We start from the raw sequence: 18,558 nt of genomic DNA, 5'->3' as shown, positions 1-18,558 counted from the left end.
TCTTCACATCAACTCAGGCGGGTTTAACTTCCAGCGTCTGGGTTTCAGGGAAAGCCTCAACGTTACGCGGCAATTTACTATAATGCTCACTCCACGCCCGTTGATCCGGTTGCGTCCAGACCGCAGAGTGTAAGCGTGCCATCAGTACCGGATCGCTCAGAAGGATCAGGCGATCGGCCTTGCCTAAATCTTTCGGCCCGGTTTTCAACGCCTGCTCAAGGTGAGCGCGACGGCCATTTTCAACCGCATCACGCATCAGGTGGCGCGAAGTCGCCATAGCTGTCGCCAGTGCATTGAAAGTCGGATCAAATACCGCATGCATGAAGCCGTTTTGCAGTTTGCGTTCACGGTTCAGCTTGAGATATTCATCCGTTGCCACCAGTTCACGCGGAGGATCGTACTCTTCCGGGATCAGGAACAACTTGGCTCTCTTACTCTTAATCCCCAGCGTTGCGCGGCTTGACAACACCGATACGATTGGCGAGAGGATCAGAGAGAAGACGATAGGCGCCAGCCACCACAGGAAGCGTAAGTCCAGCCATGCCATACCGGCGGCCCAGACAGCACCCAGCAACAGCTGAGAACCGTGACGCTTAAAGGCTTCGCCCCACGGCGTGTCATCATCATCACGCTGCGGTGAATTCCAGACCACTTCCCAGCCCAGGAATGCGCTGACCACGAATACGGTGTGGAACAACATGCGCACTGGTGCCAGCAGGACTGAGAACAGCATTTCCAGCAACATGGATAGCAGCAGACGCAGACCGCCGCCAAATTGCTTCGCACCTTTAGCCCAAATCAGGACGATGCTCAGCAGTTTTGGCAGGAACAGCAGCACCATGGTGGTCGAAAACAGCGCAATGGCCAGCTCGGGACGCCACTGCGGCCACACCGGAAACAGCTGGCGCGGTTGCAGGAAGTACTGCGGTTCCATCAGCGTATGCACTACCTGCAAGGCAGTAGACAGGGCCAGGAATGTAAACCACAGCGGAGCGGACAGATAAGACATCACGCCGGTCAGGAACACCGCACGGTGTACCGGGTGCATCCCTTTCACCAGGAACAGGCGGAAGTTCATCAGGTTACCATGACACCACCGGCGGTCACGTTTTAGCTCGTCCAGCAGGTTCGGCGGTAATTCTTCATAACTGCCCGGCAGATCATAGGCGATCCATACGCCCCAGCCAGCACGACGCATCAGTGCTGCTTCCACGAAGTCATGCGACATGATGGAACCGGCAAACGAACCTTCACCCGGCAGCGGCGCAAGCGCACAGTGCTCGATGAACGGTTTGACGCGGATGATGGCGTTATGACCCCAATAGTGGGATTCGCCCAGTTGCCAGAAGTGCAGACCGGCGGTAAACAACGGGCCGTAGACGCGGGTCGCAAACTGCTGGCAACGCGCATACAGCGTATCCATACCGGACGCTTTCGGCGAAGACTGGATAATACCGGCGTTCGGGTTGGCATCCATCAGACGCGCCAGACCGGTCAGACATTCACCGCTCATGACGCTGTCGGCATCAAGAATAACCATGTAGGCATATTCCCCGCCCCAGCGACGACACCAGTCATCGATGTTGCCGCTTTTACGTTTCACACGGCGGCGGCGGCGGCGGTAGAAGATACGACCATGACCATCAACGTCGCGGCACACTTCCATCCAGGCTTTTTGTTCGGCTACGCAGATGTCCGGGTCATAACTGTCGCTCAGGACATAGATATCAAACTGATCCAAATCACCCGTCGCTTTTACTGATTCATACGTTGCACGAAGACCCGCGAAAACGCGCTCCACGTCTTCATTACAAATCGGCATGATCAGCGCAGTACGGTTATTCGGGTTCAGCGGCTCATCGCCTTTGGTCGATGCCGTGATGCTGTATTTATCGCGGCCGATGAGCAGTTGTAAAAAGCCCATCAGCGCAGTCCAGAAACCGGCCGACACCCAACAGAAAAGGATGGCGAACAGCACCAGGATCCCCGTCTGCAACACATAAGGCAGAAGTTGCAGAACCGACTGTAACCAGTCCTGGTTTAGCATATCTGCGGGGTCGATCAGCGCCCAGCCCTGATAAGGCAGGATGGTTTTCATGTACCAGGTCGCGATCGCCGTTTGCACCAGCATGAGAGCCAGCAAAATATAACGACGGACGGAACCTGCATGACGCCAGCGTTTTTCCGACTCCGGCATTTCAGAGGCACGATGACGGGAAGCTGCACTGCGCCCCATCAGGTTGTCCCAAAAACGTCCTACCGGGTTGGTACGCCAGACATCAGGGAACATGCTGGAACGTTTAACTGCAGGCATAGCGCTCGCGATGGTGCGGCCTTCGTTATCCACCTCATCCAGCGAGCCTTTCTCCAGTGCGTAAGGCCAGCCAGCACCGACGCGTGCTTTCACCGAGGCCAGAGGCGCATCGGTGTCCGCAGCAGCGGCAGCCGCAGAAGCCATGTCATCAGTGCCCAGGCGCCGATGCACGGTGGCAAAAGCTTCGCCCTCAGCAGCCGGAAGCTGTTGAAGGAGTGCCGCTTTCTGATCTTCAGTAAGCGGCAAAGCTTCTACATATTCATGAGTAGAGTGCGTTGACTTATTCATTTGCAGGCAGCTGATAGCTCCAGGTTTCACTCAGTGTTTTATCGCCATTGGCCAGAGAAGCGCGCATTTCGATCGCTTTCTTCGGATCTTTCACTTTCAGGCGCAGCGTCAGACGCCAGCCCTTAGTTACCGGATTATAGCGGACAGTGTTTTCAACCAGATCGCCGTTGTCGCCCACGCTGACCTGAGACGCCACCGGTGTGTCGCTTTTCAGGGCTTTCAGGTTTGGACCGACAAAATCAACCAGGAAGGCAACGCTGCCGTCTGGCTCACGGATCAGATTTGACTGCTTCACATCACCGGTTGAGCGCATGGTACGTTCAACCCACGCCAGATCCGGTGAATGTAATTTATCTTCTTCAATAGAGAAGTGCAGACGATAGTTCATAGACAACGGCTTACCTGCATCAGGTAACTGATCCGGCGTCCAGAAGGCCACGATGTTGTCATTGGTTTCATCGGCGGTCGGAATTTCTACCAGCTCAACTTTCCCTTTACCCCAGTCGCCTTTGGTCTCTACCCAACCGCTTGGACGCAGATCGTAACGATCGTCCAAATCTTCAAAGTTGGAGAAACTGCGGCCGCGTTGCAGCAGACCGAACCCTTTCGGGTTTTCCATGGAGAACTGACTGACGGCCAAATGTTTTGGATTGTTCAGCGGACGCCAGATCCATTCACCGTTACCGGCGTGGATAGACAGACCATTAGAATCATGCAGCGCCGGACGATAGTTCATCACCGGAGACGGCTGGTTCGCGCCGAACAGGAACATACTGGTCAAAGGTGCGACGCCAAGTTTGCCCACTTTGTCACGCAGATAGACCTGAGACTGCACGTCAACGGTGGCTTCTTTGCCCGGATAAACATCCAGACGGTAAGCGCCGGTCGCACGCGGAGAATCCAGCAATGCGTAAATGACTAAGTGTTTTTCATCCGGATTAGGACGTTCAATCCAAAATTCGCGAAAACGCGGGAATTCTTCGCCGGAAGCCAGCGCGGTATCGATAGCCAAACCACGTGCAGACAGACCATAAACCTGGCCTTTACCGATGACACGGAAGTAGCTGGCACCCAGCACACTCATAATTTCATCATTTTTGTCTGCTTTATTGATGGGATAAAGCACTTTGAAACCGGCAAAGCCGAGGTTCTTCACAGAGTCAGCGTCATGTTTGACGTTGCCAAAGTTGAAGTAATCCGGGCTGTATTTGATTTCTTTAACGGAGTTAGCCGTCACTTCATTGATTTTCACCGGAGTGTCGAAGTACATCCCCTGGTGGTAGAACTCAAGCTTGAAAGGCGTGTTCTGATCTTTCCAGTACGCTTTGTCATGATTGAACTGAATTTGTTGGTAGTCTGCGAATTTGAGGTCGCGGAACTGGGACGGTAAATTGCTCTTCGGCGCTTCGTAGCCTTTATCGGCTAATGCTTTCGCTTGTTTTGCAACATCGTCAATAGAAAAAGCCCAGGCAGATGAGGTGAACATGGCCATCAACACTGCGGCACTTAGCAAACGGACTTTGATCATACGTGACCCTATGGAAAAATTTTTATCCGACACCTTGTCTCCTTTAAGCGCGCTTAACTCATTCGCTGTAACAATTTTAAGGGAAGTGTCAGGTTTCCGACAACCTGAGCAGTCGATGGTTCATCCATTGATGAACCGTTTAAGCGCAACAGGGTACAAGGATATCAATTCGTTGAAACACAGGCTATGGAAACTTGTCCTATAACAAAGCCCGTTTTATGTTCGGACTTATACTATTGTCAGCAATGTCCATTTCTGGTTACCTGAATGAATCGCCCTAAAGACAAATTACGATCTAAAATTAGGATGAGCTGCATACAACGGGAACGTAATGAAACCACAAAAACCACAACGTGAGTTCTTTTTGGACTCCATACGCGCATATTTGATGCTGCTGGGTATTCCATTCCATATATCATTGATTTACTCCAGTCATATCTGGGCAGTAAACAGTGCCATACCCTCGCACGGCCTGACTATCTTCAATGATGTCATCCACGCCTTCCGTATGCAGGTGTTCTTCGTCATATCAGGGTATTTCTCCTATATGCTGTACGAGCGCTATGAATCGCACCAGTGGCTGAAGGTGCGTTTGGAGCGGGTCGCCATCCCGCTGGCCGCGGCATTTCCGCTTATCACGCTCCCTCAGCTTTATTTCCTGATGAAATACACCAGCAAGTTTTCTGACTGGAGCACAATGGGCCTCTATCAGAAAATTAACATCACAGTCTGGGAATTAGTGTCTCACTTATGGTTCTTGCTGACGTTGGTTATTCTCACCAGCATTTGTTTTTATCTGTTTAAATTTATAAAAGAAATTAAGACTAATCGCATTCAATTAATTAAAAACCGAACAAATAGCTTAGGAAAACTCTCAATACTCTTTTTGTTTATCGGTTTAATTTATGCCGTATTTAACAGAGCGTTGTACCTTTTTGCGCCGGACTTACTTTCTAACGGAGCGTTTAATTTTATCGTCATGCAGACGCTGTTTTATCTGCCATTTTTCATTATCGGCGCCTTTGCGTATAAATTCGCCTGGTTGAAAGAGCTGTTTATCAAACCGTCTGCTACTGCGGGTGTGGTCAGCATCTTCCTGTTCGCTGCCTACATGTTCAATCAGCACGTGAATACTCCGCAGCTTTACTCGATGGAGATTGATGCCATCATCACGACGCTGTTGGGTATTCTGATGGTGAACGTGGTGTTCTCATTTAGCCATTACATGCTGAACTTCCAGGCACCGTGGATCACCTATCTGGTGAACTCATCCTTGTTCATCTATCTGATTCACCACCCGTTAACGCTGATTTATGGTGCCTTCATCACGCCAAAAATTCACAGCGACTGGATGGGTTTCTGGGTGGGTCTGGTGTTCGTATTCGGTATCGCCTTCTTCCTTTATGAAGTGCATAAACGTATACCGCTGCTGCGCTTCCTGTTTTCAGGCAAACCGCAGCAACTGAATAAAAAGAACGAGTCCGGCCCTACCCCGCCGCAAAATCAGGCGTCTTAATCGCCCGAAACTTTACAGCACGTTAAAGAAACTCCACAGCACGTTAAAAAGGCGACCATGCAATGAAGCATGGTCGCCTTTTTGTGTCGATTTAAGTGACTGAAAACCGGATTTATCGCGATGCGGTAGTGATAGTGGGGATCACGGACATGCCCACTTTAAGACGATTCGTATCGGTCTGATCAGGATCAAGCACGATTTTTACTGCCAGACGTTGCACCACTTTAGTGTAATTGCCCGTTGCGTTATCCGCAGAGATCGGGGAAAACGTCGCGCCGGTTGCGGGAGAAATGCTGTCCACTTTTCCTTTGAGCACGACCCCCGGCAGCGCATCGACTTTGATCTCCACAGCCTGATCGGGTTTCACCTCGCCTAACTGTGTTTCAAGATAATTCGCTAAAATATAGGCATCCCGTAGCGGAACGACTGCCAAAACTCGCGTGCCGGCGCTAACATAACCACCGATGCGCAGCGAACGTTGCCCGACAATACCGTCGACGGGCGCCGTTATTTGCGTGTAGGAAAGATTTAATTTTGCCTGCGCCAGCGCGGTCGTGGCTGAGTCGATGGCAGCTTTTGCTTCGGCCTGCCCCGCTTTTAGCACGTCGACCTGTTTTTCAGCCGCCTGTGCTGCTGCCATATCGCTTTGCTGCGTAGCCAGTTTGGCCCGCAGATTCGCATCCGATTCATCGCGCGCATCGGCGGTGCCTGATCCGTTTTGCAGTAAACGCTTGTAGCGGTCAGCGCTCTGACGCGCGTACAAAATACCCGCGCTGTCGGCATTCACCTGCGCCTGAGCCTGCAAAATGGTTTGCTGTTGTTTCGCCAACTGCGCGGTGAGGCTCAGCATTTGCGCATTGGCCGTTTCCAGATTCGCTTCGGCCGTCAGAACGGCGTTGCGATAATCCCGGTCATCGATGCGAGCCATTACCTCCCCGGCTTTAACTGACTGATTGTCGCGCACATACACCTCGGCAATAGTGCCGGAAATGCGCGGCGCCACCAGAGTAGAGTCGGCGGACACAAAGGCATCATCGGTTTCTGGCTCAGTGCTCCCGGTCAAAATCCAGAAGGCGATGACAATCAGCAATATCACCACTAAGGCGGCAATCAGCCAGCTCAGGCGGACGGGCGATGTTTTTATCATGATTCTTTTCTCTCATTCTTTTTTGTTGTGGCTTGCATTTGTTTGGGTGGAGCGTACTTCAGTTGCGGTTAACCAGTGACTGTGGCGGATACGTGCGTTTAGGCAAAACTGCGGCCAACACGATCAGTCCCAGCGCCAGACCGATAATCACCAGATAGGTATCCGCCAGCCCAAGGACCAGTGCCTGTTTTTTTACCAGCCTGGAAAACTGGGTGATCACTTCTGTCGAAATCGGTGAGCCATCGCTGTTAAGCGGCGCGAGAAAACTACTGCCGCCCCCGTACGGCTGCGACAGCAGATAGCTCACACTGCCTGCGTGATTGAGTAATACATTGGAATGAAACTGCTCGCGGTGACTGACGAAAACGCCCAGCATGGCGCTGCCCATCACGCTGCCCAGACCGCGCGTGGTATTAAACATCGCCGAGGCAAAAGGCCCTTCCGGCGGCTGGACCACGCTGGTCGCACTCATCAGGATGGGTAATACTGCCATCGGCTGACCGAACGCCTGCATAATCTGAATCAGATAAAAGTTGTCACGTGCCCAGGCACTGGTCAGGTGCGTGCCCCAGTAGCAGGAAAAACCAATCAGCCCCAGCCCGCAGGCCAGCACCCAGCGGCTGTCAATCCAGCGCATCGTCAGTACAAACGCCACCAGCGGTGCCAGCAATAGCTGCGGCAGGCCAATCGTCAGCGCCAGCGGCCCCACCTGAACCGCACGGAACCCGCCGACCTGCTCCATATAGCTCGACGGTAAGGCAGAGCCGGATAAGAAAAGGAACATCAGCGCAAACAGCGTGATTAAACCGTGAGCCAGATTGTGCCGCCGGAGCATCTGTAATTTGAATAACGGCAAAGGATGATGCCATTCGTTAACCAAAAAAATTGTCAGCAACGCCAGTGCAGCAAAAAACATCATCGTGATCAGCGGGGAGTTAAACCAGTCCAGACGCTCCCCTTGTTGCAGGGACAGCACCAGCAGAGAAATACCGCTGCACCCGGTCAGCATCCCGACCTTATCCATCTGCTTAAAACGCTCAAAGCGCAACGGATCCTGCGGAATACCGTAGCCGACCATCATGACAGCCAGCAAACAAGGCGGGATAACCTGCCAGAACACCCACTGCCAGCCTACGTAATCGGTCCAGATGGCTGCCAATGACGTCGCCATATTCGGGCCGAAGGTGGCCGTCAGCGCGTATGCACTCAGGCCATATAATTTGAAATGCGGCGGCATAAAGCGCAGCGCGGCGGTCATCAGCAAAGGTGGCAAAGCACCGCCGAAGATCCCCTGAACAGTGCGCAAGGCGATAAACACCGGCAAATTGGGTGCAAAAGGCAGGATCGCAGCCAGAAGTAAAAATCCGAGAGTGACGAACAAAGTGAAACGGCGCAGTGAAAATGTCATCGCAAACCACGGCGCGATCATCATCGCTGCCACTTCCGCCGCCTGATAGACACCGATCAACCATGATCCTTCGTCACTGCTGATACTGAGCGCACCGCGAACATCGGCCAATGCAATATCCGTTACCCGATCGTTCAGGCCGGAGCACATTGAGGCAATCAATACGCCGATTAGCCCAATAATCAGCCGCAGATTAAAAGGGGGCGGAACGGGCATTGCAGCACCGCTCGCGGCAGGTGCCGTTGTGACTGAATGATTCATCTTGTCGCTCGTTAACTTCGTCGCTTATCAGTGCGGCGAGAGTGAAAAGGCAGGTATGCGGATGGAAAACGTAATATGACGATCGGTATCACTTTTATTTCGATGCATTGCACCACATTGTGATACACAAGCAAATACTATAATACGGTGCACTGTATTGCAATGTGATTAAAAATTGTTTTTAGACCGCCCAGCTATTACATTGGCAGCATAGATTTCGTTAAGGATCACCCGTCGGTGACCAAGGAGAAGTGATGGCGCAGGACATTGCAGGAGACGAAGAACGCAGCGGTGGTATCCAGGTGATTTCGCGTGCGGCATCCATTCTTAATGCGCTTGGGAAACATCCTCAGGGAATGAGCCTTGGGGCAATCGCCAATGATGTTGATCTGCCGCGATCGACCGTGCAACGGATTGTTGCGGCACTGGCTGAAGAGGGTTTGGTGCGTTCAGAGGGAAGCGGCGGCGTCCGGCTAGGCCCGACGCTGCTGAAGCTGGTGTCCACGGTACACACCGATGTGATCGCCATCGCCTCCCCTTTCCTTCGCCAGCTGTGTGAATCCACGGACGAAACCGTCTCTCTCGAGCGGGCCAGTGGCCGCCAGATCGCCAATATTCACAGCATCGTGGCGGAACGAGAATTGCGCGTGGTACCGAGGGTCGGCCTGAATTTGCCGATTTACAGCACCTCCGGCGGCCGCGCGTTGCTCTCGCTTAAAACAGATGACGAGATCCGTATTATTGTCGGCGAGGTGCTTGAACCCGCCACCGAACAGACAGTGCGTACGGTGGATTCCCTGCTGAATAAAATCGCCGAGGTCCGCGAAAGCGGCATCTCCATGGAGAACGGTGAGACCGTAGATGGCGTCTCGACGCTGGCCGTTGCTATTGACACCATTTTGGGTCGCTACTCCGTTTCAGTGCTTTTCCCCACCTCGCGCCGGGAAAGCAAAGAATCCTTAATCCGTGACGCGCTGCTCGAGTGTAAAAACGCGCTGATTGGCGAAATCGGTAAACTCGGCCAGAACAACGAACCCAGGAGTGCACGTGTTTGATGTTATTTTGCTGGCCGTAGACGGCTCAAAGCAGTCCCCATTCGTCGTCGATCTTGCCCGGCAACTGGCGAACGGCCATTCATCAACGGTGTATGTTAGCTGTTGTATTGATGAATCTTATGCACTGGAAGAGAACGACGATGTGCCAGGAGAAATAGTGGAGTACCCACCGGCGGAGGAAGAGCAAAATACCGCCCGCGCCGTGGTCGGCAATGCACTGAAAACGCTGAATGAAGCGGGGATCCACGCGAAAGGAAATCTCATCGTCGGGGCTGCTGGCGAAGCACTGGTGGCAGAAGCCGAAAAAATTAAGGCCTCGGTGATCGTTATCGGCCATCGTCAGCTCTCGGTCTTTGGTCGCATGATGAAAGGATCAGTCAGCGCGGAAGTCATCGCCCACGCACCCTGCCCGGTGTTAGTTGAAGTTCGTGGAAATTAATTCCGCCGGGCTAAAAACAAATAAAGCGCCTGCTGGCGCTTTATTAATATATGAAGAATAAGGTTATTTACTCTTAATAAGGCCCATAGACGTCGCCCAGTCATTGATATTATTGCGGTAGAAAAAAGCAATATCGCTGTCTAAAGGATTGGTTTTGGAGGGGGTTACCATTCCCAGGCAAGGGTATTCTTGTGGACGCGATTCAAAAAGAAAATCATCCATTTCTTCATCGGTCAGGAGCGTATCACCAAAGATATTGTCCTGTCGAAAATAGGCATCAAGCATCCAGGAACGGTATTCAAAATCGTTTTTAATCAAGTGCATAAGATTAGCTCACAGTAAATAATGTCTAACGCACCTGATAAAAAACTTCCTTGAAGACTGAATATGAGATCAGGCACGCGTTGCGTTCGAGCCATCCATTGCTGATTTCACATAACAGAAAATTAACATATATATCGCAGTTAGCAAGCAGCAATCAGTCTTAAAAACCTGATTACAGGCTTTATTTCATTATTATTTAGAAATAACCACTCAATTCATAATCTCAATGAATACATTATTTTATTGCATTTTTTATTGTAATTAATAACGACTGAAATGGTCAGGCGAGAAAGTATAAAAGTAAAAGGAACAGAACTGACATTGGGGATACTTTCGCATCACCACTGCCAGCCCTGTTCCCAAAATTTTTATGACGATGTGTAAGCTAACTTATTGCACTTTGATTACCAGCGTCCCGGAGGCGGGCCTTCACGCCAGTGCCGCGGAGGGCCATCTCGCCAGTAACCGGGAGGCGGACCTTCGTGCCAGTGTTCATGATGCCAGTAACGCGGCGGTGGCGGCGGAGCGGGCTCGTAATACACCCAGTGACCCCGACCTTCATCACGGTAATGTTCATCCCACCAACCCGGCGGACGCCAGTCGCCCCCATCCCAATAATATCCGCGGGGATCGCGGTCACCGATGTGCAGTGACAGGCCCGGCATATTTACGCCCAGCTCGACGTTTGCCTGAGCCAGCGCGGGCACAGTGGAAAGCATAACGGCGAGAATCAGAATCAGTTTTTTCATTGGAAACCTCACGACCTGCTTATCAGGTGATGACAAATTACCGCCAGCTATCTTCCTGTTCTATAGGAATTTATCCCAAAAAAAATGTCCTTTCGCTATCCTTACATTTGCGTCAGAAACCAGCTATACGTAATACGTTGCAACGCTATGGCAGCAAAGGAGATTCAGACAAATAAAGCTAACATCCCTCAAACGTCAGACACAAAAAAACCGCCGAAGCGGTTTCTTTATTTACTGTACTTTGGGGCAAAATCAGATTTTGCAGCCTTCACAGTCACTTTCGTCCTGAACGGCTTCAGGCACTGCTGCTGCTTTCTCAGCCGCTTTTTCTTCTGCGGACACCAGTGCAGCATCAATGTCAAAATCAAAAATATCGTCGCTCATTCTCATCACCTTAATTGTTCGAAATCGACTTTAGTATAAACGACACAGGCGAACATCTGGCGCCTTTTTTGTGCCCTGATGATGCTTTTCTTGCTCCTGATATTGGAACGAAAAGCCGCAGGATTTGCATAAACCGCTTATGGAAACCATAGTTAAAGTGATTATGAGGGTGTCATGACGACACTTTTACGAACTTATTGTGCGAAATGTTACGAGGAGAACCGGATGACGACGTCAAATATCAAAGCTTGGGCCAACACGCGTGAAACCTCTCACGAAATCGCTGAAGCCATTTTCGAGCTGGCCAAAAATGATGAAACTCTGGCTCAGAAAATTTGGGAAGAAGGCAATGATGAAGTGCTGCCTATCGCCTTCGCAAAAACCAAGGAAGACCATCTGTTCTGGGGTGAAGAGAAAATCGACAGGAAAAATGTGTAAAAGCTTCCTGTGAAAGCCCTGAGCGAGACTCAGGGCTGGCGTTCATTGTTGCTGCAACAATTAGCTGTCAAAGCCAAAGCCCATCTTGTGCGCCCAATCAAATATCTGTTCTTTATAGACGAAACGCGGTTCGCAAACACCCGGCTCTCCCGGCGTCTGGATCATCACCGCCACGCACGGGTACGCCACAGGCCTGGCATCGAAAATAAAATCATCCACTTCCTGATCGGCAAACTCAGAAGTTTCGCCTACCGCGCTCGCCTGGAAAATTTCATCCATTATCCATTTACGGTATTCAACTTCGTTGTTGATAAACTTCATCATTCACCTCTGCTTTGCTTTTACTCTCTGCGTTTTCTTACCCGTGAAGTGCGTCGCCACCACAACACGGACAAACTTCTGCGCGGGAAACTGACATCTTTGCACTTCCGTCACAGTCCCATTCCACCCGTAAAGGTTTACCGGTGTCATTATCGACGTGAATGTAGCGATTAAAATGGATAGCCTGCCCGGTCATCGTCTCAGTCAGCAGCAACTTTTCGCCAGCATAAATGCGGGCGATAGCCTGCGCATCCTGTTTTTCATCAGAAACGATTTTGTGCAGATGATGAATAGTCAGTTTGATTCGTTCCACAGTGGCCCCTGTAGCGGCTTACATACCTTGTGATTTGTTCGTTAGATGAACAACCCATTCACGAAATGTATGTCCAGCCGCTATTTTATCAGAGCATGCGGGGTGGCGTCATGGCCGAAAGCCATATTGAAGGGGGAATTAGTGCGCTAACGGTACAGCGTTCATCGCGGCCGGTTGCTGGTGCTCAAGGCGGGCCAGATCGTAAACATCGTAAAAATCGACAAAACCTTTGTGACGTACAATCGACTCTATGCGGTTTTTCACCCAACTGCTTACGCTATCGGCACTCAGAATCTGTTGTACGGCCTCAGGGGATAATTCACGGCTGAAATACCATTCGCCGTTATAGCAGACACGTAAATCCAGAACACCGATGTCTTCATAGCGATATACCGGCTTGATTTCTAACAAAAGCATCGCTGACATAAAGATCAGAAAAGCGGTGAAACCGATAAACCAGCCGATGCCCATGTAAGGTGATACATACATCACGACGCCGACGGCAATATAGCCGATCAGCATCGCCAGGCACAGCCACGGATGATTCACAAAGAACTCAACGTTGATGCGCGCCCTGCCATCACGGCCTTCCTGACGGTTGATACGATCAATTTCACTATTTAATACATTTTTGATCACGTCCATCCCATAACCTCGCTGCAGTGACGACTATAATTCAATCTGATTATATTATTTTATCATGACAACTGTTATAGCGCGTAGAGCAGTTAAACGCTGCAAAACGGGTAACTGTTATAGCTAGCATCTACATCGTTGGTATTATCATCATAGAGTTCTCTCAATTCATGTCAGATAAAAGGAGATCATCGTGGCACTATTAATCGTCGAAAGACCGGCAAAAAAACTGGTGAGCTACCGGGTTGTTGGGCCATATAAGGAGTCAATCCACAACGGATTTCAGCAGCTGACGAAATGGGTCGCACGACACCATCAGCCACATAATGAATGGCTGACGTGGTTTCACGATAACCCGGATACCACACCCGCTGAAGCGCTGCGCGCCGATCCTTCGGTTTGTGTCGCGGATAATTTCATTCTCGATGACGCTGACGGGCTGGCGCTGCAAACTCTGCCAGGGGGCACCTATGCGGCGTATCACACCACCATAACAGATGGAAACTTTGAACAAGCCTGGCGGGAGTTTTACAGCCAGCTGCTGGCCAGTCATCAATACCGGCCAGATGGTAAAGCCTGCTTTGAGCACTATCTGAGTGATGGCTCAAAAACCGGCATCTGGGAAGTGGTGTTTTATCAGTCGGTGGAGAAGATCCCGGCAATCCGCTGAAGGGAGTCAGACGCTGAGTGAAATGTCAGCCTGCTGGCAAAAATCCAGATAAGCCTGTGGCGGTTTGGCATCGCTGACCAGGGTGTTAAAACGGGCTAAAGGTGCGATTGCCGCCGGTCGCACCTGATCAAACTTGCTGCTGTCAGCCACCAGAATACATTGCACTGAACGCTCCATCGCCTGATGCTTCATGAGCAATTCATCGAAATTAAAGCACGTTACGCCATGTTCAATGCTGACACCTGCGGCAGAAATAAACGCTTTTGCCGGGCGGATGAAATCGAGTTCACTGCTTCGACCGATCGGCGTGAAGATACTGTTGCTGGATTTAAATGCGCCGCCGCATAAGATGACATCGCACTGCGGTTTTTCCTGAAGTGCCAGAAAGGTGTTAAGCGAATAGCAGATTGCGGTGAAAATTCTGGATTCTGGTATACTTTCAATCACATACGGCATGGTAGTACCGCAATCGAAAAAGACGGTGTCATTATCGAGGATCAGACTGGCTGCATGTTTGGCCAGTCGGCGTTTCTCAGCGACCTGCCTCATTTTTTGCTCACTGACAAAATAGTGCGTCGCCGGATTATTCTTGGGATCCATCACAATATAACCGCCGAGCAGGATCACTGGCGCAGGCTCTGCATTCAGATCACGCCGGATAGTCATTTCGGAAACATCGAGCAGTAAAGACGCTTCTTTCAGGTGGATTTTGTCAGTCTTTTTTAGCGCCAGCAAAAGACGCTGGATCCTGTCTTCACGCTTAGTTTCCATGATGTTATCTCAGCTTTCCGGTTCGCAGCCGGTCACTATACCTTTGCCAGCAATTCACCGCAAACCCGCACTCCGTCTGATGTTATTGCAACTGAAGTAAGGTCAGATAACCGCCGAATACCGCGCCGGTATCAATGTAGTGCTGATTAGCAAATTGCATCGCCTTTTCAACCGGCGTATGGCCGAAATAAAAGGAATCGGCACCGGCGACAGGCTGATAACGTCCGGCCAGCGCCTGATTCACGCGATCACGATTCCAGATAATTTCATAACTGTCCAATAGCTTTCCAAATGCATACTCGTCTGAAATGTAGTCAGCGTGCGCCACCACGATACGTTTCCCTTCGCGGGTCGTCAGCTCAATAACATGCGGTAAACTGTCTGCCTCAAGAATCAGTGCTTTCGCCTGTTCCTGAGCTTCGCTTTCCAGCGCATACAACCAGTCACCACCGTTACGTAGCCAGCGCGGAATATTCAGTTCGTTCACTGCTTCAATCGCCATTTGCTCATGGTTGCCTCTCACGCAGCGAAACCACGGCTGACGGATGAGTTTCAGGCAACCGACGCTGTCGGGTCCGCGATCGGCCAGATCGCCAACTGACAGCAACAGATCGAGGCTGGGATCGAAAGTGATTTTATTCAGTTGCTCGTCCAGTAAGGCCATACACCCGTGCAGATCACCCACGATAAAAATGTGCCGGTAGTTTTTGCCATCAATACGTTTATACAAAGCAGGAATCATATTTGGATGAGATCCATTGCGACTGTGAATAGCTTAAGTGTATCTGATGAGGAGTGTTAGGAAAGGATGTTCAAAGAGCAAACTGAGCTTTTCCCCGTGCGTTCAGGAAGTTTAGGCTTCTCTACACGTAGTCGCGGCTGAAATCCACTGATAAATTATTTATCATTAAGTAACTGCCGCCTTTTTGTGCTAGACTACTGGCCGCTCTAAGTAAAACCGGAGGTTTTATGAGTTCTACAGTTGTAAACGCTCAAGACGAGTGTCCGTTGTGTCAAAACACGAATAAGACGTCGGTAAATATGTCGGCGAAAATTGTTACTGTGACCTGCACTTCTTGTGGCCGTTACAGTATCTTCCGCAAAACCATGGAAGAGATTTCGATAGACCGGAAGAAACGCGTCGCCCTTCAGGCGTTTTTCACCAGCCAACCGAACTACCACCTGCCTTTATCGATCCGGGCACTGAGTAATACAGATTCATCGGGCGAGATTTAGCCCTAAAAACGCCCTTCGGGGCTGTTTTAATCTGCACTCTATCCGCCACTTTCACTGAACATCAGCACATACCAGACCGGTAATTACCGCAAAGGGACGTTTTGCATTGCTGATATGATTTGGCGTTGCTGTTAAAGCACAAAGGCCACTCTTCGAGGTGGCCTTTATTATATGCAAAGTGAACGTTTTGCGATGTCAGAGAGAAGTTTTTTCGCTACGATTGATTGACATGTGGTTCAACAGCACCATAGCTATCGCCCCCATCATGCCCAACATACCCGAAATTATCAGGATAATGAGTTTCTTTGGTTCATCTTTCTTGGATGGGACTTCTGGCATTTGCAGATATTTAAAGGGCCTAAACTCAACATCATTCAATTTCACATTGCGTAACAGATCGATATTCATCTTTCGGTTGCGTAAATCAGTACTTATGTCGAGAGGGTCTTTAATAGACTCTTCGACTTTAAGTTTTTCGGCGAGTGCATCCGCACCCAGCGAAATTGAATAGTCAGGATCGTCAAGTATGGTTGCGCCATTTGAGTAGACCGGCTTTTTCACGCCTGCGGCTTGAGCAATTGAAAGAGCATATTTGATCTTGTTGATACGTACATCGCGATCATTTTGGATTTTTTTAATTTCCACATCGTAAAGCTGCTGCTCGTTTTGGAGTTTCAGCGTCACTGCTCGCTTAATCTTAAATGTAACGTACCCCTGAACAGATTTTTCAACATAGTCCATGTACCCCTGAAGCAAATTTTTTGCTTCTTCAGGCTTTGTAGCTGAAAAATTTAGTCGGAAGTAATTATACGCTTTGGAACTGAGTCCTTTATCATCAGCATTACTGGACGTGGTAATGTTATTCGAGCTGATGGAATCCAGAAGTTGTCTTTTGCGAGACTCGTCATCGGGATTCTTAGCCATCAGCATCTTAAAGTAACTGGAATGCTGCAAATAATTGTCCCGTAAAATGCGGGAATCAAAGTACCGCATGTAAGTCGCCAGCAGATAAGTAGAATCAACCCCCGTATCGATACCGGCAATCTTTAACTGATCCAAGAGATCATCCAGCCCTATAAATTCAGAAGCCGCAGGTGCAATAATTACAGCGCTGCTAGTCCATTTTTGAGGTAAAACAGCCCCAACACCAATTCCTGCGATGATAAAAGCGAGAGTGACTAAGGTTATGAATTTCTTAGCTTTATAAATGACAGAGAAGAATTCAAACAAATCAATTTCATCGTGCTTTACAAAGGTACTATCAAGAACGGGGAGATGTACCCTTGGTTCATTTGGTAAGGTATTCATGCTACTCATTGGAATGTTCCATTTCAATTTCGTACTGGCGTTATATTCACCCACATAATATCCAGCCAAGCCCGTGAGACTTCAGCACTTACCATAAATGAGAAAGTTGTATGGTGTTGTGCATTTGGCTTCCTTAGGATTGCCGGTATATCGCTGCTTTAAGACTATTCTTAGGAGGATAATATACGAAAATTTTATGGATTTACAGTCTTATACAAAGCCAGCTAAATGATTTAATTAAAAGTCATGGATGATGGGAAAATTTCATCACAACTGAAGAGGCAAGAAGATTCGAAAGGGGGAAGCAGCAAATTTCAGACATAAAAAAACCACCCGAAGGTGGCTATAACGACATTACTACACTATTGCTTTTGATTATTCTGCTAATTTTCCCATGGTACCCGGGACGAGACTTGAACTCGTACAGCCTAAGGCCGAGGGATTTTAAATCCCTTGTGTCTACCGATTCCACCACCCGGGCTCCGGGAAAATTGGAGGCGCGTTCCGGAGTCGAACCGGACTAGGCGGATTTGCAATCCGCTACATAACCGCTTTGTTAACGCGCCTTAAATCTTACTACTTGTCTTGCACTTAAACCGATTAAGAAATCAATTCAAGAAAATTTGGAGCGGGAAACGAGACTCGAACTCGCGACCCCGACCTTGGCAAGGTCGTGCTCTACCAACTGAGCTATTCCCGCTTTAATCAGAACGTACTGATTTTTTTAGCTATCTTCCGGCGCATTGCTGTCTGCCTTCCGATGCGTTGCATTCTACTGACCTGAGAGAATGAGTCAATAAAATTATCTGGATCCTTCGCTCGTTTGACGTTTTTTACGTCAGTTTGATCAGGGTTCCAGCAAATCGTGGCGTGCAGCGTTCAAATACTGGAACATTGACCAGAAAGTCAGCACTGCCGCGATGTAAAGAGCTACCACACCGACACCCACGACAATGTTGTCAGGACGCCACAACAAGGCGACCAGAGATAACATCTGCGCGGTGGTCTTGACCTTACCAATCCAGGAAACGGCAACGCTGCTTCGCTTACCAATTTCAGCCATCCACTCGCGCAGGGCAGAAATAATAATTTCACGAGCGATCATAGTGGCAGCCGGTAATGTTATCCACCAGGAGTGGAAGTACTCCGCGACCAGCACCAGGGCAATCGCCACCATCACCTTATCGGCCACAGGATCAAGGAACGCACCGAACCGCGTCGTTTGCTTCAGGCGACGGGCCAAGTAGCCATCCAGCCAGTCAGTCATTGCCGCAAAAATGAAAATGAGCGCACAAGCCATCGATGCCCATGGATAAGGCAGATAAAAGGCGAGCACGAAGAAAGGGATCAGTGCAACGCGGAACAGGGTAAGGCACGTCGGTATATTAAATTGCATAGCGAAGGTAACTGTTTGTCCAGTTTGGATATTATGAGTATGTTGCTACAACGGCT

20 protein-coding genes and 3 tRNA genes are annotated in these 18,558 nt (G+C 49.8%); 6 read left to right on the top strand and 17 right to left on the bottom strand.

Annotated features, from left to right (window positions below; genetic code table 11):
* Nucleotides 1-13 precede the first annotated feature (13 nt).
* Together mdoH and ACMHLI_RS10815 are read right to left on the bottom strand one after the other, a co-directional pair.
* Nucleotides 14-2,602: a glucans biosynthesis glucosyltransferase MdoH gene (gene mdoH / locus ACMHLI_RS10820; protein WP_413529454.1), complete on the bottom strand. Its 2,589-nt coding sequence runs from the start codon at nt 2,600-2,602 to the stop codon at nt 14-16.
* On the bottom strand, nt 2,595-4,130 hold the full coding sequence (locus ACMHLI_RS10815; RefSeq protein WP_413529539.1) for a glucan biosynthesis protein G: 1,536 nt from the start codon (nt 4,128-4,130) through the stop codon (nt 2,595-2,597). Before ACMHLI_RS10815 ends, mdoH begins: the two co-directional genes overlap by 8 nt.
* A gap of 331 nt (nt 4,131-4,461) precedes the next feature.
* Between ACMHLI_RS10815 and mdoC the strand changes: the two genes are divergently transcribed.
* Entirely contained in the window at nt 4,462-5,646 is a 1,185-nt protein-coding gene (gene mdoC, locus ACMHLI_RS10810) for a glucans biosynthesis protein MdoC (protein ID WP_413529453.1), read from the top strand.
* Nucleotides 5,647-5,758: 112 nt separating this feature from the next.
* Here the strand turns inward: mdoC and ACMHLI_RS10805 are convergent, their stop codons facing one another.
* Nucleotides 5,759-6,793 (bottom strand): HlyD family secretion protein, encoded by a 1,035-nt coding sequence (locus ACMHLI_RS10805; protein ID WP_413529452.1) that lies wholly within the window; start codon nt 6,791-6,793, stop codon nt 5,759-5,761.
* Between the two features lie 58 nt (nt 6,794-6,851).
* On the bottom strand, nt 6,852-8,462 hold the full coding sequence (locus tag ACMHLI_RS10800; protein ID WP_413529451.1) for an MFS transporter: 1,611 nt from the start codon (nt 8,460-8,462) through the stop codon (nt 6,852-6,854).
* A 254-nt stretch (nt 8,463-8,716) separates the two neighbouring features.
* Between ACMHLI_RS10800 and ACMHLI_RS10795 the strand changes: the two genes are divergently transcribed.
* Together ACMHLI_RS10795 and ACMHLI_RS10790 are read left to right on the top strand one after the other, a co-directional pair.
* The gene (locus ACMHLI_RS10795) at nt 8,717-9,517 is read left to right on the top strand and encodes an IclR family transcriptional regulator (RefSeq protein ID WP_413529450.1); all 801 of its coding nucleotides are present in this window, start codon (nt 8,717-8,719) and stop codon (nt 9,515-9,517) included.
* Entirely contained in the window at nt 9,510-9,956 is a 447-nt protein-coding gene (locus tag ACMHLI_RS10790) for a universal stress protein (protein ID WP_413529449.1), read from the top strand. Before ACMHLI_RS10795 ends, ACMHLI_RS10790 begins: the two co-directional genes overlap by 8 nt.
* A gap of 63 nt (nt 9,957-10,019) precedes the next feature.
* Here the strand turns inward: ACMHLI_RS10790 and ACMHLI_RS10785 are convergent, their stop codons facing one another.
* From ACMHLI_RS10785 to ACMHLI_RS10775, 3 genes are all read right to left on the bottom strand, one after another.
* A complete protein-coding gene (locus ACMHLI_RS10785) occupies nt 10,020-10,280 on the bottom strand; it encodes a hypothetical protein (RefSeq protein ID WP_413529448.1) in 261 nt (86 codons plus the stop codon).
* A 404-nt stretch (nt 10,281-10,684) separates the two neighbouring features.
* Nucleotides 10,685-11,029, bottom strand: a complete 345-nt coding sequence (locus ACMHLI_RS10780) for a DUF2502 domain-containing protein (RefSeq protein ID WP_413529447.1) — start codon at nt 11,027-11,029, stop codon at nt 10,685-10,687.
* Between the two features lie 252 nt (nt 11,030-11,281).
* Nucleotides 11,282-11,413, bottom strand: a complete 132-nt coding sequence (locus ACMHLI_RS10775) for a hypothetical protein (RefSeq protein ID WP_256370271.1) — start codon at nt 11,411-11,413, stop codon at nt 11,282-11,284.
* A gap of 225 nt (nt 11,414-11,638) precedes the next feature.
* Here ACMHLI_RS10775 and ACMHLI_RS10770 point away from each other — a divergent pair, with 225 nt between their 5' ends.
* A complete protein-coding gene (locus ACMHLI_RS10770) occupies nt 11,639-11,851 on the top strand; it encodes a YccJ family protein (RefSeq protein WP_056778653.1) in 213 nt (70 codons plus the stop codon).
* 60 nt (nt 11,852-11,911) lie between these two features.
* Here the strand turns inward: ACMHLI_RS10770 and ACMHLI_RS10765 are convergent, their stop codons facing one another.
* From ACMHLI_RS10765 to ACMHLI_RS10755, 3 genes are all read right to left on the bottom strand, one after another.
* The gene (locus ACMHLI_RS10765; protein WP_244207707.1) at nt 11,912-12,175 is read right to left on the bottom strand and encodes a hypothetical protein; all 264 of its coding nucleotides are present in this window, start codon (nt 12,173-12,175) and stop codon (nt 11,912-11,914) included.
* 34 nt (nt 12,176-12,209) lie between these two features.
* Nucleotides 12,210-12,485: a hypothetical protein gene (locus ACMHLI_RS10760; protein WP_413529446.1), complete on the bottom strand. Its 276-nt coding sequence runs from the start codon at nt 12,483-12,485 to the stop codon at nt 12,210-12,212.
* Between the two features lie 138 nt (nt 12,486-12,623).
* On the bottom strand, nt 12,624-13,130 hold the full coding sequence (locus tag ACMHLI_RS10755) for a YlaC family protein (protein ID WP_413529445.1): 507 nt from the start codon (nt 13,128-13,130) through the stop codon (nt 12,624-12,626).
* 184 nt (nt 13,131-13,314) lie between these two features.
* Here ACMHLI_RS10755 and ACMHLI_RS10750 point away from each other — a divergent pair, with 184 nt between their 5' ends.
* On the top strand, nt 13,315-13,791 hold the full coding sequence (locus ACMHLI_RS10750) for a GyrI-like domain-containing protein (RefSeq protein ID WP_413529444.1): 477 nt from the start codon (nt 13,315-13,317) through the stop codon (nt 13,789-13,791).
* 6 nt (nt 13,792-13,797) lie between these two features.
* Here the strand turns inward: ACMHLI_RS10750 and deoR are convergent, their stop codons facing one another.
* Nucleotides 13,798-14,562, bottom strand: a complete 765-nt coding sequence (gene deoR, locus ACMHLI_RS10745) for a DNA-binding transcriptional repressor DeoR (RefSeq protein ID WP_413529443.1) — start codon at nt 14,560-14,562, stop codon at nt 13,798-13,800.
* 82 nt (nt 14,563-14,644) lie between these two features.
* Nucleotides 14,645-15,304 (bottom strand): metallophosphoesterase, encoded by a 660-nt coding sequence (locus ACMHLI_RS10740; RefSeq protein WP_413529442.1) that lies wholly within the window; start codon nt 15,302-15,304, stop codon nt 14,645-14,647.
* A gap of 227 nt (nt 15,305-15,531) precedes the next feature.
* Between ACMHLI_RS10740 and ACMHLI_RS10735 the strand changes: the two genes are divergently transcribed.
* On the top strand, nt 15,532-15,798 hold the full coding sequence (locus tag ACMHLI_RS10735) for a hypothetical protein (protein ID WP_112167230.1): 267 nt from the start codon (nt 15,532-15,534) through the stop codon (nt 15,796-15,798).
* 195 nt (nt 15,799-15,993) lie between these two features.
* Here ACMHLI_RS10735 and wzz(fepE) read toward each other — a convergent pair whose 3' ends face one another.
* From wzz(fepE) to pgsA, 5 genes are all read right to left on the bottom strand, one after another.
* On the bottom strand, nt 15,994-17,115 hold the full coding sequence (gene wzz(fepE) / locus ACMHLI_RS10730) for an LPS O-antigen length regulator Wzz(fepE) (RefSeq protein WP_413529441.1): 1,122 nt from the start codon (nt 17,113-17,115) through the stop codon (nt 15,994-15,996).
* A 386-nt stretch (nt 17,116-17,501) separates the two neighbouring features.
* Nucleotides 17,502-17,587 (bottom strand) — tRNA-Leu (locus ACMHLI_RS10725).
* 11 nt (nt 17,588-17,598) lie between these two features.
* Nucleotides 17,599-17,672: transfer RNA gene (locus ACMHLI_RS10720), tRNA-Cys, on the bottom strand.
* Nucleotides 17,673-17,730: 58 nt separating this feature from the next.
* Nucleotides 17,731-17,806: transfer RNA gene (locus ACMHLI_RS10715), tRNA-Gly, on the bottom strand.
* Nucleotides 17,807-17,953: 147 nt separating this feature from the next.
* Nucleotides 17,954-18,502: a CDP-diacylglycerol--glycerol-3-phosphate 3-phosphatidyltransferase gene (pgsA, locus tag ACMHLI_RS10710; RefSeq protein ID WP_413529440.1), complete on the bottom strand. Its 549-nt coding sequence runs from the start codon at nt 18,500-18,502 to the stop codon at nt 17,954-17,956.
* Nucleotides 18,503-18,558: the final 56 nt, after the last annotated feature.

It is taken from the genome of Rahnella inusitata (genome assembly GCF_965118895.1).
Classification (GTDB): domain Bacteria; phylum Pseudomonadota; class Gammaproteobacteria; order Enterobacterales; family Enterobacteriaceae; genus Rahnella; species Rahnella inusitata_A.
The sequence above is the reverse complement of the archived record's forward strand: the minus strand, read 5'-3'. Positions and strand labels throughout refer to the sequence as shown.

What these genes read in the sequence shown, in the direction of transcription:
- ACMHLI_RS10805 (WP_413529452.1), bottom strand. Translation starts at nt 6,793, where the DNA reads ATGATAAAAACATCGCCCGTCCGCCTGAGCTGGCTGATTGCCGCCTTA.
- ACMHLI_RS10785 (WP_413529448.1), bottom strand. Translation starts at nt 10,280, where the DNA reads ATGCACTTGATTAAAAACGATTTTGAATACCGTTCCTGGATGCTTGAT.
- ACMHLI_RS10735 (WP_112167230.1), top strand. Translation starts at nt 15,532, where the DNA reads ATGAGTTCTACAGTTGTAAACGCTCAAGACGAGTGTCCGTTGTGTCAA.
- ACMHLI_RS10765 (WP_244207707.1), bottom strand. Translation starts at nt 12,175, where the DNA reads ATGATGAAGTTTATCAACAACGAAGTTGAATACCGTAAATGGATAATG.
- mdoC (WP_413529453.1), top strand. Translation starts at nt 4,462, where the DNA reads ATGAAACCACAAAAACCACAACGTGAGTTCTTTTTGGACTCCATACGC.
- ACMHLI_RS10755 (WP_413529445.1), bottom strand. Translation starts at nt 13,130, where the DNA reads ATGGACGTGATCAAAAATGTATTAAATAGTGAAATTGATCGTATCAAC.
- ACMHLI_RS10795 (WP_413529450.1), top strand. Translation starts at nt 8,717, where the DNA reads ATGGCGCAGGACATTGCAGGAGACGAAGAACGCAGCGGTGGTATCCAG.
- ACMHLI_RS10740 (WP_413529442.1), bottom strand. Translation starts at nt 15,304, where the DNA reads ATGATTCCTGCTTTGTATAAACGTATTGATGGCAAAAACTACCGGCAC.
- ACMHLI_RS10770 (WP_056778653.1), top strand. Translation starts at nt 11,639, where the DNA reads ATGACGACGTCAAATATCAAAGCTTGGGCCAACACGCGTGAAACCTCT.
- ACMHLI_RS10780 (WP_413529447.1), bottom strand. Translation starts at nt 11,029, where the DNA reads ATGAAAAAACTGATTCTGATTCTCGCCGTTATGCTTTCCACTGTGCCC.
- ACMHLI_RS10775 (WP_256370271.1), bottom strand. Translation starts at nt 11,413, where the DNA reads ATGAGCGACGATATTTTTGATTTTGACATTGATGCTGCACTGGTGTCC.
- deoR (WP_413529443.1), bottom strand. Translation starts at nt 14,562, where the DNA reads ATGGAAACTAAGCGTGAAGACAGGATCCAGCGTCTTTTGCTGGCGCTA.
- ACMHLI_RS10800 (WP_413529451.1), bottom strand. Translation starts at nt 8,462, where the DNA reads ATGAATCATTCAGTCACAACGGCACCTGCCGCGAGCGGTGCTGCAATG.
- pgsA (WP_413529440.1), bottom strand. Translation starts at nt 18,502, where the DNA reads ATGCAATTTAATATACCGACGTGCCTTACCCTGTTCCGCGTTGCACTG.
- mdoH (WP_413529454.1), bottom strand. Translation starts at nt 2,602, where the DNA reads ATGAATAAGTCAACGCACTCTACTCATGAATATGTAGAAGCTTTGCCG.
- ACMHLI_RS10815 (WP_413529539.1), bottom strand. Translation starts at nt 4,130, where the DNA reads ATGATCAAAGTCCGTTTGCTAAGTGCCGCAGTGTTGATGGCCATGTTC.